Source organism: Curtobacterium sp. MCLR17_055 (assembly GCF_003234305.1).
Classification (GTDB): domain Bacteria; phylum Actinomycetota; class Actinomycetes; order Actinomycetales; family Microbacteriaceae; genus Curtobacterium; species Curtobacterium flaccumfaciens.
Genome location: NZ_QKSX01000002.1, coordinates 111,194 through 125,014 on the forward strand (window position 1 = coordinate 111,194; position 13,821 = coordinate 125,014).

Below are 13,821 nucleotides of genomic sequence, written 5' to 3' on the forward strand. Positions count from 1 at the left end.
GGCTGCGGACAGCCGGGAGGCCCGGTGCGCGTCCGGCACGGCCGTCGCGCCCGGTGCCGGCCGGGTTCAGAGCGAACGCACCCAGTTGGAGAGCAGGCGGATGCCCGGCTCGCCGGACTTCTCGGGGTGGAACTGCGTGGCGGTGAGCGGCCCGTTCTCGACCGCTGCGATGAACGGCTGCCCGTGCTCGGCCCAGGTCAGACGGGGCGCACGGAACGGCCCGTACGCCTCGAGCGGGAAGTCGGTCACGCCGTAGGAGTGCACGAAGTAGAAGCGCTCGTCGTGCAGTCCGTCGAACAGCACGGAGTCCTCGGGCGCCTGCACGGTGTTCCAGCCCATGTGCGGCAGCACCTCGGCCTGGATCTCCTGCACGGTGCCAGGCCACTGACCGAGCCCTTCGACGTCGGCACCACGCTCGATGCCCCGCGAGAACAGGACCTGCATGCCGACGCAGATGCCGAGCACGGGTCGCCCGCCGGCCAGACGGTGGTCGACGATCTCGCCGCCCTGCACGCCCTCGAGCTGGTCGATCACGGCGGCGAACGCCCCGACGCCGGGGACGAGCAGGCCGTCGGCCTTGAGTGCCGCCTGCTTGTCCGAGGTCAGGGTGACCTCGGCGCCGGCGCGCTCGAGTGCCTTGGCTGCGGAGTGGACGTTCCCCGACCCGTAGTCGAGGACGACGACGTTCGGCTTGGCGGTTGTCACAGGGCGCCCTTCGTGGAGGGGATGCCGTCGACGCGCGGGTCCAGCTCGACCGCCTTGCGCATGGCTCGGGCGAACGCCTTGAACTCGGCTTCGGCGATGTGGTGGGGGTCGCGGCCCTCGAGCACGCGGACGTGGACGGTGATGCCGGCGTTGAACGTGATCGCCTCGAACACGTGGCGGACCATCGAGCCGGTGAAATGGCCACCGATGCGGTGGAACTCGAAGCCCGCAGGCTCGCCGGAGTGCACCAGGAACGGACGCCCGGAGACGTCGACGACGGCCTGGGCCAGCGCTTCGTCCAGCGGGACCAGGGCGTCGCCGTACCGGCCGATGCCGGAGCGGTCGCCGAGGGCCTGCTTGATCGCCTGACCGAGCACGATGCCGGTGTCCTCGACGGTGTGGTGCACGTCGATGTCGGTGTCACCCGTCGAGCGCACCCGCAGGTCGATCAGGGAGTGCTTGCTGAACGCGGTCAGCATGTGGTCGAAGAACGGCACGGAGGTCGAGATCGACGAGGTCCCGGTGCCGTCCAGGTCGAGCTCGAGTTCGACACTCGATTCGCTCGTCGAACGGCTGATCGAGGCGGTGCGGGCGGTCATGCCTCAACCCTAACCGGCGGCTGCTCGGCGGCGACCTGCCGCATGGCGTCGAGGAACGCGGTCGTCTCGGCTTCGGTCCCCGCACTCACCCGCAGGTGGTTCGGGATCCCGAGGTCGCGCACGATCACGTCGCGCTCGAGCAGCGCCTCGAACGCGGCGTTCGGGTCGGCGACACCACCGAACAGGACGAAGTTCGACCAGGTCTCGTAGGTGCGGTACCCCATGGCCCGCAGCTCGGTGACCATGCGGTCGCGCTGCCCCTTGATGTCGTCGACCATCGCCAGCATCTCGGGGGCGTGCCGGAGTGCCGCGATCGCCGCCGCCTGGGTCAGCGCGGACAGGTGGTACGGCAACCGGACCAACCGGACGGCGTCGACGACGGCGGGGTGCGCGGCCATGTACCCGACCCGGGCACCCGCGAACGCGAACGCCTTGCTCATCGTGCGGGAGACCACCAGGCGCTCACGACCGGGCAGCAGCGTGAGGGCGCTCGGGGCGTCGGACGGCATGAACTCGGCGTACGCCTCGTCCACCATCACGATGCCGTCGGTCGCGTCGTAGGCGGCCGCGATCGTCTCGATGTCGAGCGGGGTGCCGGTCGGGTTGTTCGGTCCGCACAGGAACACGATGTCCGGCTGGTGCTCTCGGATCGCCGCCACGACGGTCTCGGGCGAGATGCGGAACTCGTCGTCGCGCTGGGCAGGGATCCACCTGGTGCCGGTGCCCGACGCGAGGATCGAGTGCATCGAGTAGGTGGGCGGGAACCCGAGCACCGAGCGACCAGGTCCGCCGAACGCCTGGAGGAGCTGCTGCAACACCTCGTTCGACCCGTTCGCCGCCCAGAGTTGCTCGGCGGTCAGGTCGTGTCCGAGGTAGTCGGCGAGCGACTGCCGGAGCTCGGTGAACTCGCGGTCCGGGTAGCGGTTGACCGTCAGCAGGGCCTGCCGGATCGACTCGACGATGTCAGCAGCGACGTCGTCCGGAACGGGATGCGTGTTCTCGTTGACGTTGAGCTGCACGCGGACGTGCTTCTGCGGGGCGCCGTACGGGCTCTGCCCGCGCAGGTCGTCTCGGATCGGGAGGTCTTCGAGCGTGAATGCCACCGATCCATCGTAGGCCGCTGTCACCGTGCGACGACCAGCCGTCCGGACGGCGCTGCCCGAGTGGCTACTCGCCGTCGGTGTACTTGGTGGGGATGGCGATCTCTTCGCCGGCCTGCAGCGCGGAGCCGTCGAGCGCGTTGAGGCTCACGACGTCCTGCACGAAGTCACGCGGGTCCGAGTTCGGCGCGGTCTGCTCGGCGAGCTGCCAGAGCGTCTCGCCCGGCTGGATCGTCACGGTCTCGAACTGGGTGCGGGCGCCGCCGGCGGTGGCGTCTCCGGCGGAGGCCTGCCCGCCGTTCAGCACGCCGAGGGCGACGACGATGAGGAGCGGGAGCGCGGCGAGCGTCGTGAAGACGATGCGGCCGCGACGCGTCAGACGCAGGCGGGTACGCACGGCGGGCGCCGCGGTGCGCTGGATGTCAGCGATGGCGATGGTGCTCATGTCGTTCTTGCCTTCCCGTTCGGTGGAACCGAAGTCGTGTACCGAACATAGTTTCGAATCAGACGACGCACAAGTCCTGGGGGTGGATTTCTGCGGGGTTTTCTTGCGACACGCTCGAACAGGTGTTTGTCCGGCCCTGGCTGGTCGGATACTGTTTCGATCGACTGGGACAAGCCTGACGGGGACCACCGACATTCCCGCCGCGGCCGGACCGGCACCGACGAAAGCGAGACGACGTGGTGGACGAACTGCGGGGCCAGAAGCCGCTGACGCCGAAGCAGCAGGCGATCTTCGACGCGATCCGTGCGTCGATCGCCTCACGGGGCTACCCGCCGAGCATGCGCGAGATCGGCGACGCCGCGGGGCTCTCCTCGCTCTCCAGCGTCTCCCACCAGCTCGGCCAGCTCGAGCTCGGTGGCTGGATCCGCCGCGACCCGAACCGCCCCCGCGCACTCGAGGTCCTGGTCGACGAGCCGTCGTCCGACGTCGGCGGACCGGACATCGACGCCACCACGCTCGTGCCGCTCGTCGGCCGGATCGCCGCCGGTGTCCCGATCACCGCCGAGCAGCACGTCGACGAGATCATCCCGCTCCCCCGACAGCTCGTCGGCACCGGCGAGCTCTTCATGCTCAAGGTCGTCGGTGAGTCGATGATCGACGCCGCGATCTGCGACGGGGACTGGGTCGTCGTCCGGTCGCAGCAGACCGCCGAGAACGGTGACATCGTCGCGGCCATGCTCGACGAAGAGGCGACGGTCAAGGTGTTCCGCCAGCGCGACGGTCACACGTGGCTGCTGCCGCGCAACTCCGCCTTCGAGCCGATCCTCGGCGACGCCGCCTCCGTGCTCGGCAAGGTCGTCGCGGTCCTCCGCTCCCTCTGACCGCGGCTCGCGCTGCACCGACGCGAGACGCCGTCGTCACCGCACGACGCCCCCAGCACGACGAAACGCCGCCGGATCCGGCGGCGTTTCGTGTGTTCCGGGGCGTCTCGGCGACGTGACGGCGTCCGGCGGACCCGTGACGGGCCTCCAGGCCGCGCCGCAGCGCTCCCCAGCGCCAGCGACTGTCGGAGGTGACCGTCAGACGGTGGGGACCGGCGTGACCACGTAGGGCTCGAGCTCGGAGACCTGCCGCTGGAAGACGCGCACCCGCAGGCGCGTGCCGTCCTCGACGTAGTCGACGGACTCGACCGAGCCGGTGTCGTGCAGCGACGACACCAGGTCGCCGCGGTCGTACGGCACGACGATCGTCAGGTCGACGTCGGGCTCGGGCAGGCGGTCCTCGATGACGCCGAGGAGCTCCGGGATGCCCTCGCCCGTGCGCGCCGACACGAACACCGCGTCCGGCACGAGTCCGATGAGCACGAGGCGCTGCGCGTCGTCGATCAGATCGGCCTTGTTGAAGACGACGATCTCCGGGATGTCACCGGCACCGACGTCGCCGATGACCTCGCGCACGGTGGACAGCTGCGCACCGGGGTCGGGGTGCGAGCCGTCGACCACGTGCACGATGACGTCGGCGTCGCCGACCTCTTCGAGGGTGGAGCGGAAGGCCTCGACGAGCTGGTGCGGCAGGTTGCGGACGAAGCCGACCGTGTCGACGAACGTGAACTCCCGGCCCTTGGCGCTCTCGGTCCGACGGACGGTGGCGTCCAGCGTCGCGAACAGCTGGTTCTGCACCAGCACGCCCGCGCTCGTCAGCCGGTTGAGCAGCGACGATTTGCCGGCGTTGGTGTAGCCCGCGATCGCGACGCTCGGCACCTCGTTGCGGTTGCGCTCGGCACGCTTGGCCTCACGGGCCGGGGTGAACCCGGCGATCTGCCGGCGGAGCTTCGCCATCCGCGTGTGGATCTTGCGGCGGTCGAGCTCCATCTTCGTCTCACCGGGGCCACGAGAGCCCATGCCAGCGCCGCCGGAGACCTGGCCACCGGCCTGCCGGGACATCGAGTCACCCCAACCGCGCAGTCGAGGCAGCAGGTACTGCAGCTGGGCGAGTTCGACCTGCGCCTTCCCCTCGCGGGTCTTCGCGTGCTGGCTGAAGATGTCGAGGATCACGGCCGTGCGGTCGATGACCTTCACCTTCACGACGTCCTCGAGCGCACGACGCTGCGAGGGTGCCAGTTCGGTGTCGGCGATGACCGTGTCGGCGCCGGTGGCCTTGACGACCATCGCGAGCTCCTGGGCTTTGCCCTTGCCCAGGTAGGTGGCCGGGTCCGGGTTCGGCCGACGCTGGAGGAGCCCGTCGAGCACCACGGCGCCCGCGGTCTCGGCGAGTGCCGCGAGCTCGCGGAGGGAGTTCTCGGCGTCCGAGGCGTCACCCTGGGGGTAGACGCCGATGAGGACGACCTGCTCGAGCCGCAGCTGGCGGTACTCGACCTCGGTGACGTCCTCGAGTTCGGTGGAGAGGCCGGCGACACGGCGCAGCGCCGCACGGTCCTCACGGTCGTACTGGTCGCCGTCGCCGGTCCAGCTGCGGTCGTCGACCGACTGCGTCTGGATGGCCTGGGCGGGTGCGAAGATGGACGATGCTGCGCGGTGGTCTGCGTTGCGCAACACCCTCTCGACGACACCGTCTGCGCTGTCGTCGTTGGTCTGGTGGTTCTGCTGATGGGTATCCGTCATCCTGTGCACAGGCTACCTCTGGAGGCCCTGCGACACACTCGGTTGCCGGTACGGTTCATCCATGGCGAACGACCACTACTTCTCGGCCAGCCCCGAGAGCGAACTCCGGCCGCGCCAGGTGCACGTCACGCTCGCCGGTCAGCCCCTCACCCTGTCGACCGCGGCGGGGGTCTTCAGCCCCGACGGCGTCGACCGCGGCACGAAGGTCCTGCTCGGTTCGGTGCCCGCACCCGCTGCCGACGGAGCGCTGCTCGACATCGGTTGCGGCTGGGGCCCGATCGCGATCACGATGGCCCTGCAGTCCCCCGACGCCCAGGTGTGGGGTGTCGACGTCAACGAGCGGGTGCTCGGGCTCGCGCGCGCCAACGCTGCTGCTGCGGGGGCGTCGAACGTCACGGTCGCGCTGCCCGACGACGTGCCGGCCGACCTGCGCTTCCGCACGATCTGGTCGAACCCGCCGATCCGTGTCGGCAAGGACGAGCTGCACCAGATCCTGCTGACGTGGCTGCCCCGGCTCGAGGTCGGGGGCGACGCCTGGCTCGTCGTGTCGAAGGACCTCGGGGGTGACTCGTTGCAGAAGTGGCTCGTCGGGGCGCTCGGCTCGGGTTTTGCCGTCACGCGGGAGTCGACGGCGAAGGGGTTCCGCGTGATCCGGGTGCAGCGCAGCGCGTAGGGGCGCGAGCGCAGAACATCGTGAGCAGAAATGGTCGGGTCGCCGCTGGGCACCCGACCATTTCTGCTTGCGAAGCGCAACGGGGCTCCGCGTCAGACCGTCAGACCGTCAGACCGTCAGGTCACCGGAGAACACGAGCTCGGCGGGACCGGACAGCGAGACGTGCTCGCCGTCCTCGGTCGCCGTCATCCGCACCGTCAGCAGGCCGCCCGGCACCCGCACGCGCCAGGTGTCCGGCGCCCCCGCACCGACCCAGTAGCGCGTCGCGAGGGCAGCGGCGACCGCCCCGGTGCCGCATGACAGCGTCTCACCGCTCCCCCGCTCGTGCACCCGCATCGTGATCTCGCCGACGCCGTCCTTGATCAAGGGGTCGCCGGGCAGCACGAACTCGACGTTCGCACCGTGCTCCGGTGCCGGGTCGAGCACTGGCAGGAACGTCAGGTCGAGGTCGGCCAGTTCGTCCTCGGTCTCGACGGCGACGACCACGTGCGGGTTGCCCACGTCGATCCCGATGCCGGGCCGCGCCCCGTCGAGGTTCTTCGCCCGGACGAGCACGTCGTCGGAGCCACCGCCCTCGATGCCCAGGCCCCAGCGGCCGAGGTCGGCGGCGAACCCGTTCGTGGTGCGCTGGATGTCGACCAGCCCCTTGCGACTGCCCACGGTGAGCGTCTCGCCGGGAGCGAGCTCGACCAGGCCGGACTCGGTCAGGTACCGGGCGAACACGCGGATGCCGTTGCCGCACATCTCGGCGACCGTGCCGTCAGCGTTGTGGTAGTCCATGAACCAGGTCGCCTCGGGCTCGACGGCTACGAGCGCCCGCCCCTCGGGGATCGCCTCGGACCGCACCGCGCGGATCACGCCGTCGCCGCCCACGCCGAAGCGCCGGTCCGCGATGGCGCGGATCCGCTCGGGGGTCAGGTCAACGGTGGCATCGGGGTCGGCGAACAGGACGAAGTCGTTGCCGGTCCCCTGGCCCTTGGTGAAGTGCAGCTCGGTCACGGCACGATCCTACGGGCCAGTTCCGACAGGTCGCCGCGGTCCGCCCCCGTGACGTCGAGCGTCTCGGCCTCGGCGTACCGGCGGAACCACGACACCTGCCGCCGGGCGTACTTCCGGGTCGCGATGCCGGTCGCCTCGACCGCCTGTTCGCGGGTCGCCGTGCCGGCGAGCACCTCGAGCGCCTGCGAGTACCCGATCGCGCCGCGCGCGGTCTTGCCCTGCTCGAGTCCCTGCTCGCGGAGGGCCGCGACCTCGTCGACGAGTCCGGCCTCGAACATCCGCGCGGCCCGCTCGTGCAGCGCCGACACCAGCTGCTCGCGGTCACGCCGCAGGTGCAGGATCCGGGACGGTCGCCAGGCGCGGGGCGCGGCCGGGAGGCTCGGGGTCACGACCTCGGATCGGCTCGCGATCTCGAGTGCACGGATCAACCGCCGTGGGTTGCGCGCGTCGATCGTCGCGGCGGCCGCCGGGTCGAGGGCGCGGAGTCGCTCGAGCAGGATGCCCGGGCCGAGCTCCTCGTGCTCGCGCTCGAGCTGCGCGCGGAGCGCGGGATCGGTGCCCGGGAACGCCAGGTCGAACAGCACCGCGGAGACGTACAGGCCGCTGCCGCCGACGAGGACGGCCACGCCACCGTCGGCTTGGATCCGGTCGAGGTCGGCGCGGGCGGCGACCTGGTAGGCGGCGACACTCGCCTCGTCGGTGACGTCGAGCACGTCGAGCTGGTGGTGCGGGATGCCGTGCCGCTCGGCCGGCGGGAGCTTCGCGGTGCCGATGTCCATGCCCCGGTACAGCTGCATGGCGTCCGCGTTGATGATCTCGGCGTTCCGGCCCGCAGCACGCAACCGTTCCGCGATCGCGATGCCGAGGTCGGACTTCCCGGTGCCCGTCGCCCCGACGACTGCGATCAGGTCCGCGGCGTCACCGGATGCGAGCAACGAGTCGCTCGTCGGCGCAGCCCCGGGGAGCTCAGCGCCCGACACGGAGCGTGGGCAGCCCGAGCGAGACCGGACGGGGCCCGTCGCCCGTGGCGGCAGCGGGCGTGGGCACGCCGCAGCTCTCGGCCTGCGCGCGGTCCCAGGCGTCGCCGGCCCGGGTGCGTCGGATGCGCAGCGGCGCGTCGTCGTCGGCGAGCAGGAAGTGCGGTGCGGCACGGGTGATGTCGACGGTGACCACGTCGCCCGGGCGTGGGACCTCGGACCCGGCGGGCACGGTGAAGTGCACGAGCCGGGAGTCCTCGGCGCGACCGGAGAGCCGGCGGGTGGCGTCGTCCTTACGCCCTTCGCCCGAGGCGACGAGCACCTCGACGCTCCGGCCGACCTGCAGCGCGTTCTCTTCCGCGGTGATGCGTTCCTGCAGGGCGACGAGTCGCTCGTAGCGCTCCTGCACGATGTGCTTCGGCAGCTGGTCGTCCATCGTCGCGGCCGGGGTGCCCGGGCGGATCGAGTACTGGAACGTGAACGCCGAGGCGAACCGTGCCTGCTCGACGACGCGCAGGGTGTCCTCGAAGTCGGCGTCGGTCTCGCCGGGGAACCCGACGATGATGTCGGTGGAGATCGCCGCGTGCGGGATCTTCGCGCGGACGCGGTCGAGGATGCCGAGGAACCGCTCGCTGCGGTAGCTCCGGCGCATGGCCTTGAGCACCCGGTCGGAACCCGACTGCAGCGGCATGTGCAGCTGGGGCATCACGTTCCGGGTCTCGGCCATCGCGTCGATGACGTCGTCGGTGAACGCCGCCGGGTGCGGGCTCGTGAAGCGGACGCGCTCGAGGCCCTCGATGGCACCGGTGGCCCGCAGCAGCTTGCCGAACGCCTGTCGGTCGCCGAACTCGACCCCGTAGGAGTTCACGTTCTGCCCGAGCAGCGTGACCTCGATCGCGCCGTCGTCGACGAGCGCCTGGATCTCGGCCAGGACGTCACCGGGACGGCGGTCCTTCTCCTTGCCACGGAGCGAGGGGACGATGCAGAACGTGCAGGTGTTGTTGCAGCCGACGGAGATGGAGACCCACCCGCTGTGCGTCGAGTCGCGCTTGGTGGGCAGCGTCGACGGGAAGACGTCGAGCGCCTCGAGGATCTCGATCTGCGCCTCGTCGTTGTGCCGCGCCCGCTCGAGCAGGGTCGGCAGCGACCCCATGTTGTGCGTGCCGAAGACGACGTCGACCCACGGCGCCTTCTCGAGGATGACGTTCTTGTCCTTCTGCGCCAGGCACCCGCCGACGGCGATCTGCATGCCGGGGTGCTCGCGCTTGATCCCCGCGAGCTGCCCGAGGTTGCCGTACAGACGGTTGTCCGCGTTCTCGCGCACGGCACAGGTGTTGATGACGACGACGTCGGCCTGCGCACCGTCCGCCGCGGTGTAGCCCGCGGCCTGCAGTGACCCGCTCAACCGCTCGGAGTCGTGGACGTTCATCTGGCACCCGTAGGTGCGGACTTCGTAGGTGCGGGGGCGCGCTTCGACGGTGGCCATGGTCGTCCCAGTGTAGGTCGGAGCGGCTACTCGAACCGGACGGTCCCGCGGCCGGAAGGCGGCCGCTTCCCGCCACCGTCGAGGGCACGTGCCACAGCGATCCGGACGACTCCGGAGCTGTAGCCCTTGCGCATCAGGAAGCCGGACAGCCGGCGTTCCGCGGTGGCCCGGTCGAGTCCGCGCATCTGCGGCGCCCGCTTGTCGGCGAGTTCCTGCGCGCGGAGGAACTCGTCGTCCTCGTCGTCGGCGGCCTCGTCGAGTGCGGTGTCGATCGCCACCTGGTCGATCCCCCGGCGACGGAGCTCCGTCACGACACCCTGTCGACCGAGGCCCTTGCGGGCGTGCAGTCGATCCACCAGGTCGGTGGCGAGGGCGACGTCGTCGAGGAGCCCGACACGGGTCAACCGCTCGATCTCGTGCTCGACCACGTCGGGGTCGAGGTCCTGCTGCAGCAGCAGGGTCCGCATCTCGGACTCGCTCACGCCCTTGCGCCCGAGGGCACGCAGGCTGAGCCGTTCGGCGTCCGCGCGCTGTTCGTCGAGCGGACGGGGTGCGTCGGCCGGGTCGATCTCCTCGCCGCCGGCGATGGAGAACACCGACGCCGTGGTGGCGTCAGCCGTCTCGGAGTCGTAGCCGTCCTGCTCCGCACGGCTCGAGCGCCCGCTGCCGTCTCCGATGACGGGCGACACCCACGCTGCCGGCCCGCGGGCACCGTGCAGGGGTACCGGCGAATCGGCGTCGAACGACGCGGGGAACTCGTCCGCACGACCTTCGTCCGACTCGGGCAGCGCCCAGCCGTCGGTGTCGCGCGGTTCGTCCGGTGACACCGGAGGCTCGGGGATCGCGGGCGTCACCGGGGTGACGGGGGCACGGCGACGCGACCTCGCACCGAACAGGTCGGTGACCGGTGCGAGGCCGTCGTCGTCGTGGTCGGTGCTCACGCGCCCTTGCGCTCCGCGAGCTTCGGAGCGATCGACTCGACCGGGGCGTCCTCGGCCTTGGCGCCGCCGACACCGAGCTTGGCGAGGATCTTGCCTTCGATGTCGGCAGCGATCTCGGGGTTCTGGATCAGGAAGGAACGCGAGTTCTCCTTGCCCTGCCCGAGCTGGTCGCCGTCGTAGGTGTACCAGGCGCCCGACTTCTTGACGATGCCGTGGTCGACACCGAAGTCGAGCAGCGAGCCTTCGCGCGAGATGCCGACGCCGTACAGGATGTCGAACTCGGCCTGCTTGAAGGGCGGCGCCATCTTGTTCTTGACGACCTTGACGCGCGTGCGGTTGCCCACTGCGTCGGTGCCGCTCTTGAGCGTCTCGATGCGGCGGATGTCGAGGCGGACGGACGCGTAGAACTTCAGCGCCTTACCGCCCGAGGTGGTCTCGGGCGAACCGAAGAACACGCCGATCTTCTCGCGCAGCTGGTTGATGAAGATCATCGTGGTCTGCGTCTGGTTCAGGCCACCGGCGAGCTTTCGCAGGGCCTGGGACATGAGGCGGGCCTGCAGACCGACGTGCGAGTCACCCATCTCGCCCTCGATCTCGGCACGGGGCACGAGGGCCGCGACGGAGTCGATGACGATCAGGTCGATGGAGCCGGAGCGGACCAGCATGTCCGCGATCTCGAGCGCCTGCTCGGCGGTGTCGGGCTGCGACACGAGCAGGGCGTCGATGTCGACACCGAGCTTCTTGGCGTACTCGGGGTCGAGCGCGTGCTCGGCGTCGATGAAGGCCGCGATGCCACCGGCGCGCTGGGCGTTGGCGATGGCGTGGATGGTGAGGGTCGTCTTACCCGACGACTCCGGGCCGTAGATCTCGACGATGCGGCCGCGGGGCAGGCCACCGATGCCGAGCGCGACGTCCAGCGCCACCGACCCGGTCTGGATGACGTTGACGGGGGCGCGTTCGTCCGAACCGAGGCGCATGATCGCACCCTTGCCGAACTGCCTGTCGATCTGTGCGAGTGCGGTCTCGAGGGCCTTCTCGCGGTCTGCCGGTGATGGCATGGGGTGCTCCTTCGTGCTCGTGTTCGGCCGCCTGTAGGCTGTCGCGTCCACGCCGGCCGATGGTGCAAGGCCGATGGTTCTGCGACAAGGCTTCGGGCTGTTCCCGATGTCCATCAACCTATGGCGAGCCACCGACATCACTGCCGACGGTCACGCGATCTGTGGATGGAACATCCGGGCGACGCCGCTGTGGAGGAAGCTACCACCGATCGAACACGCGTTCGAGCAACACGCCGAACACAGTTTCGGGTGCGCGGCCCCGCGGGACCCGCTCAGTCCTGGGGTTCGGCGAGGCCCTTGCCGTGCCGCCGGTCCATCGGGACGTCCTGCGAGTCACACAGTGCGTCCCACACCCGGCGGGCCTCGATGCCGGCGGCGAGGGCATCCACGGCGGAGCGACCGCCCAGCCCCTCGAGCACGACGTCACGGGTGACCACGGAACCGTAGGCCTCACCGAACACCTGGTCGACGGCTCGCCAGAACTCACTCACGCGCATCCGACCAGCCTAGGCGCGTGGTCGTGGGCCGGAACGCAGAACGCCCCCGCCGGGAAGGACCGGCGAGGGCGTTCGGTGCGGTGCGCTCAGCGAACCGCGAGGTCGTTGTCGAACTCGGCGACGAGGTCGTCCGGGAGCGTGTCGGGGACGGGGGTCAGCCCCTCGACGATCGCGAGGCGGTCGCCCACTTCGCGCATGATGGTCGAGATGGGCGTGTCCAGAGCATCCGCGACGGACGCGAGGATCTCCGAGCTGGCTTCCTTCTGCCCGCGCTCGACCTCACTGAGGTACCCGAGCGCGACACTGGCCTTGGACGCGACCTGACGGAGGGTCCGGCCCTTCTGCAAGCGGAAGTCCCGGAGCACATCGCCGATTTCCTGACGAACGAGAACCATGAGAACTCCTCCTCTCTGTCGTCTCCGCGCCCGCTCGGTCCGGTGGATCGAGTTCGGGTTCAGCAACAATAGCGTTGCCGGTTGCAGCATGTTAGCCAGGCTGGCTGCCGTACTGCTGGAGATTTCGTGAGATGTAACCCAGTGGAAACGGGACCTATTCCCGGCCCCGGACCTCGGACGACATCCGTGCAAGGAGTTCGGAGACGGTGGCGTGCCGGATTGCTCCCCGGTCACCGTCGAGGTGCAGCTCGAAGGCCTCAGCCCCCGCGGCCGAGGCGATCCCCACGTAGACGGTGCCGACGGGCTTGCCGTCCTGCGGGTCCGGGCCGGCGACGCCCGTCGTGCTGATCCCCCACGTCGCGGGTTCCCCGTCGACGGACAGCGCGATCCGGACACCGGCGGCCATCTGCCGGGCGACCTCCGGGTGCACGGCGCCCTCGGCCTCGAGCAGCTCCGCCGAGACCCCGAGCACGGAGTGCTTCACGGGCGTCGCGTAGGCCACGACGCCGCCGCGGACGACGGCGCTCGCACCCGGCACGTCGACCAGCGTCGCCACGACGAGTCCGCCGGTCAGCGACTCCGCCACGGCGAGGGTCTCGCCCCGTGCCGTCAGCTCGGCGATGAGCCCCGGTGCGACCGGGACGGGAGGCGCGGCCTGCGTCGAGCGGTCGGGCCCGGTCATGCGGTGGTGCGGTTGTGCTTCCATGCCTGCCAGAGGTAGTCGATCCCGCTCAGGATCGTTGCCAGGAACGCGGCCGTCATCAGGATGCCGTTGACCCAGTGCGCCCAGTCGCCGACCAGGTTCCACCACGGGAACAGCGCGGCCGTCAGGGCGACGGCCTGCAGCACGGTCTTGATCTTGCCGCCGCGGCTGGCCGGGATCACCCGGTCGGAGAGCACCGCGAACCGGAAGACCGTGATGCCGATCTCGCGCACCATGATCAGCACGGTCACGTACCAGGGCAGCTCCTGCAGGATCGACAGCGCGACGAGCGCACCACCGATGAGCACCTTGTCGGCGATCGGGTCGACGAGCTTGCCGAAGTCCGTGACCAGGTTCTGCCGACGGGCGATGATGCCGTCGGCGCTGTCCGTGACGATGGCCACGACGAAGACGACCGCGGCCCAGATGCGCAGCGGCCCGTCGTTGCCGGCGTCGGTGAGCAGCAGGACGAAGAACAGCGGCGCCATGAGGATGCGCACCACCGTGATGATGTTCGCGACGTTCGCGGTCGACGCGGGGCCCGGGCCCTTGCGCAGCAGCCGCCCGCGCCACGGGAACCGTGCGCCGTGCGTGGTGTTCGTGCTGTCCGAGGCGGTCATCG

General features: G+C 70.3%; 16 protein-coding genes. 2 read left to right on the top strand and 14 right to left on the bottom strand.

Features of this window, described 5'->3' with window-relative positions; genetic code table 11:
• Window positions 1-66: 66 nt before the first annotated feature.
• The 4 genes from hisH to DEJ09_RS02445 form a co-directional block, all read right to left on the bottom strand.
• Window positions 67-705 (bottom strand): imidazole glycerol phosphate synthase subunit HisH, encoded by a 639-nt coding sequence (gene hisH, locus DEJ09_RS02430; protein ID WP_111030465.1) that lies wholly within the window; start codon window positions 703-705, stop codon window positions 67-69.
• The gene (gene hisB, locus DEJ09_RS02435; RefSeq protein ID WP_027464776.1) at window positions 702-1,304 is read right to left on the bottom strand and encodes an imidazoleglycerol-phosphate dehydratase HisB; all 603 of its coding nucleotides are present in this window, start codon (window positions 1,302-1,304) and stop codon (window positions 702-704) included. The genes hisH and hisB overlap by 4 nt, the downstream gene beginning before the upstream one ends.
• Complete coding sequence (locus tag DEJ09_RS02440; protein WP_111087548.1) at window positions 1,301-2,407, bottom strand: histidinol-phosphate transaminase; 1,107 nt, start codon at window positions 2,405-2,407, stop codon at window positions 1,301-1,303. The genes hisB and DEJ09_RS02440 overlap by 4 nt, the downstream gene beginning before the upstream one ends.
• A 64-nt stretch (window positions 2,408-2,471) precedes the next feature.
• Window positions 2,472-2,849: a LysM peptidoglycan-binding domain-containing protein gene (locus tag DEJ09_RS02445; RefSeq protein ID WP_027464774.1), complete on the bottom strand. Its 378-nt coding sequence runs from the start codon at window positions 2,847-2,849 to the stop codon at window positions 2,472-2,474.
• 236 nt (window positions 2,850-3,085) lie between these two features.
• Between DEJ09_RS02445 and lexA the strand changes: the two genes are divergently transcribed.
• Window positions 3,086-3,730, top strand: coding sequence for a transcriptional repressor LexA (gene lexA, locus DEJ09_RS02450; protein WP_027464773.1), 645 nt, complete (start codon window positions 3,086-3,088; stop codon window positions 3,728-3,730).
• Window positions 3,731-3,928: 198 nt separating this feature from the next.
• Here lexA and hflX read toward each other — a convergent pair whose 3' ends face one another.
• On the bottom strand, window positions 3,929-5,470 hold the full coding sequence (hflX, locus tag DEJ09_RS02455; protein ID WP_071405607.1) for a GTPase HflX: 1,542 nt from the start codon (window positions 5,468-5,470) through the stop codon (window positions 3,929-3,931).
• A gap of 61 nt (window positions 5,471-5,531) precedes the next feature.
• On the opposite strand from hflX, the gene DEJ09_RS02460 reads away from it, so the two are divergent.
• A complete protein-coding gene (locus DEJ09_RS02460; protein ID WP_111087549.1) occupies window positions 5,532-6,143 on the top strand; it encodes a class I SAM-dependent methyltransferase in 612 nt (203 codons plus the stop codon).
• Window positions 6,144-6,251: 108 nt separating this feature from the next.
• On the opposite strand, the gene dapF is transcribed toward DEJ09_RS02460, so the two are convergent.
• The 9 genes from dapF to pgsA all read right to left on the bottom strand — a co-directional run bounded on the left by dapF (window position 6,252) and on the right by pgsA (window position 13,819).
• Window positions 6,252-7,142 carry a diaminopimelate epimerase gene (dapF, locus tag DEJ09_RS02465; RefSeq protein ID WP_027464770.1) on the bottom strand — a complete coding sequence of 297 codons (891 nt, stop codon included), beginning with the start codon at window positions 7,140-7,142 and terminating at the stop codon, window positions 6,252-6,254.
• On the bottom strand, window positions 7,139-8,077 hold the full coding sequence (gene miaA, locus DEJ09_RS02470; protein WP_258373766.1) for a tRNA (adenosine(37)-N6)-dimethylallyltransferase MiaA: 939 nt from the start codon (window positions 8,075-8,077) through the stop codon (window positions 7,139-7,141). The genes dapF and miaA overlap by 4 nt, the downstream gene beginning before the upstream one ends.
• Before the next feature lie 31 nt (window positions 8,078-8,108).
• A complete protein-coding gene (gene miaB / locus DEJ09_RS02475; protein ID WP_111087550.1) occupies window positions 8,109-9,605 on the bottom strand; it encodes a tRNA (N6-isopentenyl adenosine(37)-C2)-methylthiotransferase MiaB in 1,497 nt (498 codons plus the stop codon).
• 26 nt (window positions 9,606-9,631) lie between these two features.
• Entirely contained in the window at window positions 9,632-10,546 is a 915-nt protein-coding gene (locus tag DEJ09_RS02480) for a regulatory protein RecX (RefSeq protein ID WP_111087551.1), read from the bottom strand.
• Window positions 10,543-11,604: a recombinase RecA gene (gene recA / locus DEJ09_RS02485; RefSeq protein ID WP_027464767.1), complete on the bottom strand. Its 1,062-nt coding sequence runs from the start codon at window positions 11,602-11,604 to the stop codon at window positions 10,543-10,545. The genes DEJ09_RS02480 and recA overlap by 4 nt, the downstream gene beginning before the upstream one ends.
• A gap of 272 nt (window positions 11,605-11,876) precedes the next feature.
• Complete coding sequence (locus DEJ09_RS02490; protein ID WP_071405602.1) at window positions 11,877-12,101, bottom strand: DUF3046 domain-containing protein; 225 nt, start codon at window positions 12,099-12,101, stop codon at window positions 11,877-11,879.
• Between the two features lie 86 nt (window positions 12,102-12,187).
• Window positions 12,188-12,496, bottom strand: coding sequence for a helix-turn-helix domain-containing protein (locus DEJ09_RS02495; protein ID WP_027464765.1), 309 nt, complete (start codon window positions 12,494-12,496; stop codon window positions 12,188-12,190).
• Window positions 12,497-12,650: 154 nt separating this feature from the next.
• Complete coding sequence (locus tag DEJ09_RS02500; protein ID WP_110864739.1) at window positions 12,651-13,178, bottom strand: CinA family protein; 528 nt, start codon at window positions 13,176-13,178, stop codon at window positions 12,651-12,653.
• The gene (gene pgsA / locus DEJ09_RS02505; protein WP_071405653.1) at window positions 13,175-13,819 is read right to left on the bottom strand and encodes a CDP-diacylglycerol--glycerol-3-phosphate 3-phosphatidyltransferase; all 645 of its coding nucleotides are present in this window, start codon (window positions 13,817-13,819) and stop codon (window positions 13,175-13,177) included. Before pgsA ends, DEJ09_RS02500 begins: the two co-directional genes overlap by 4 nt.
• Between the last annotated feature and the right edge of the window lie 2 nt (window positions 13,820-13,821).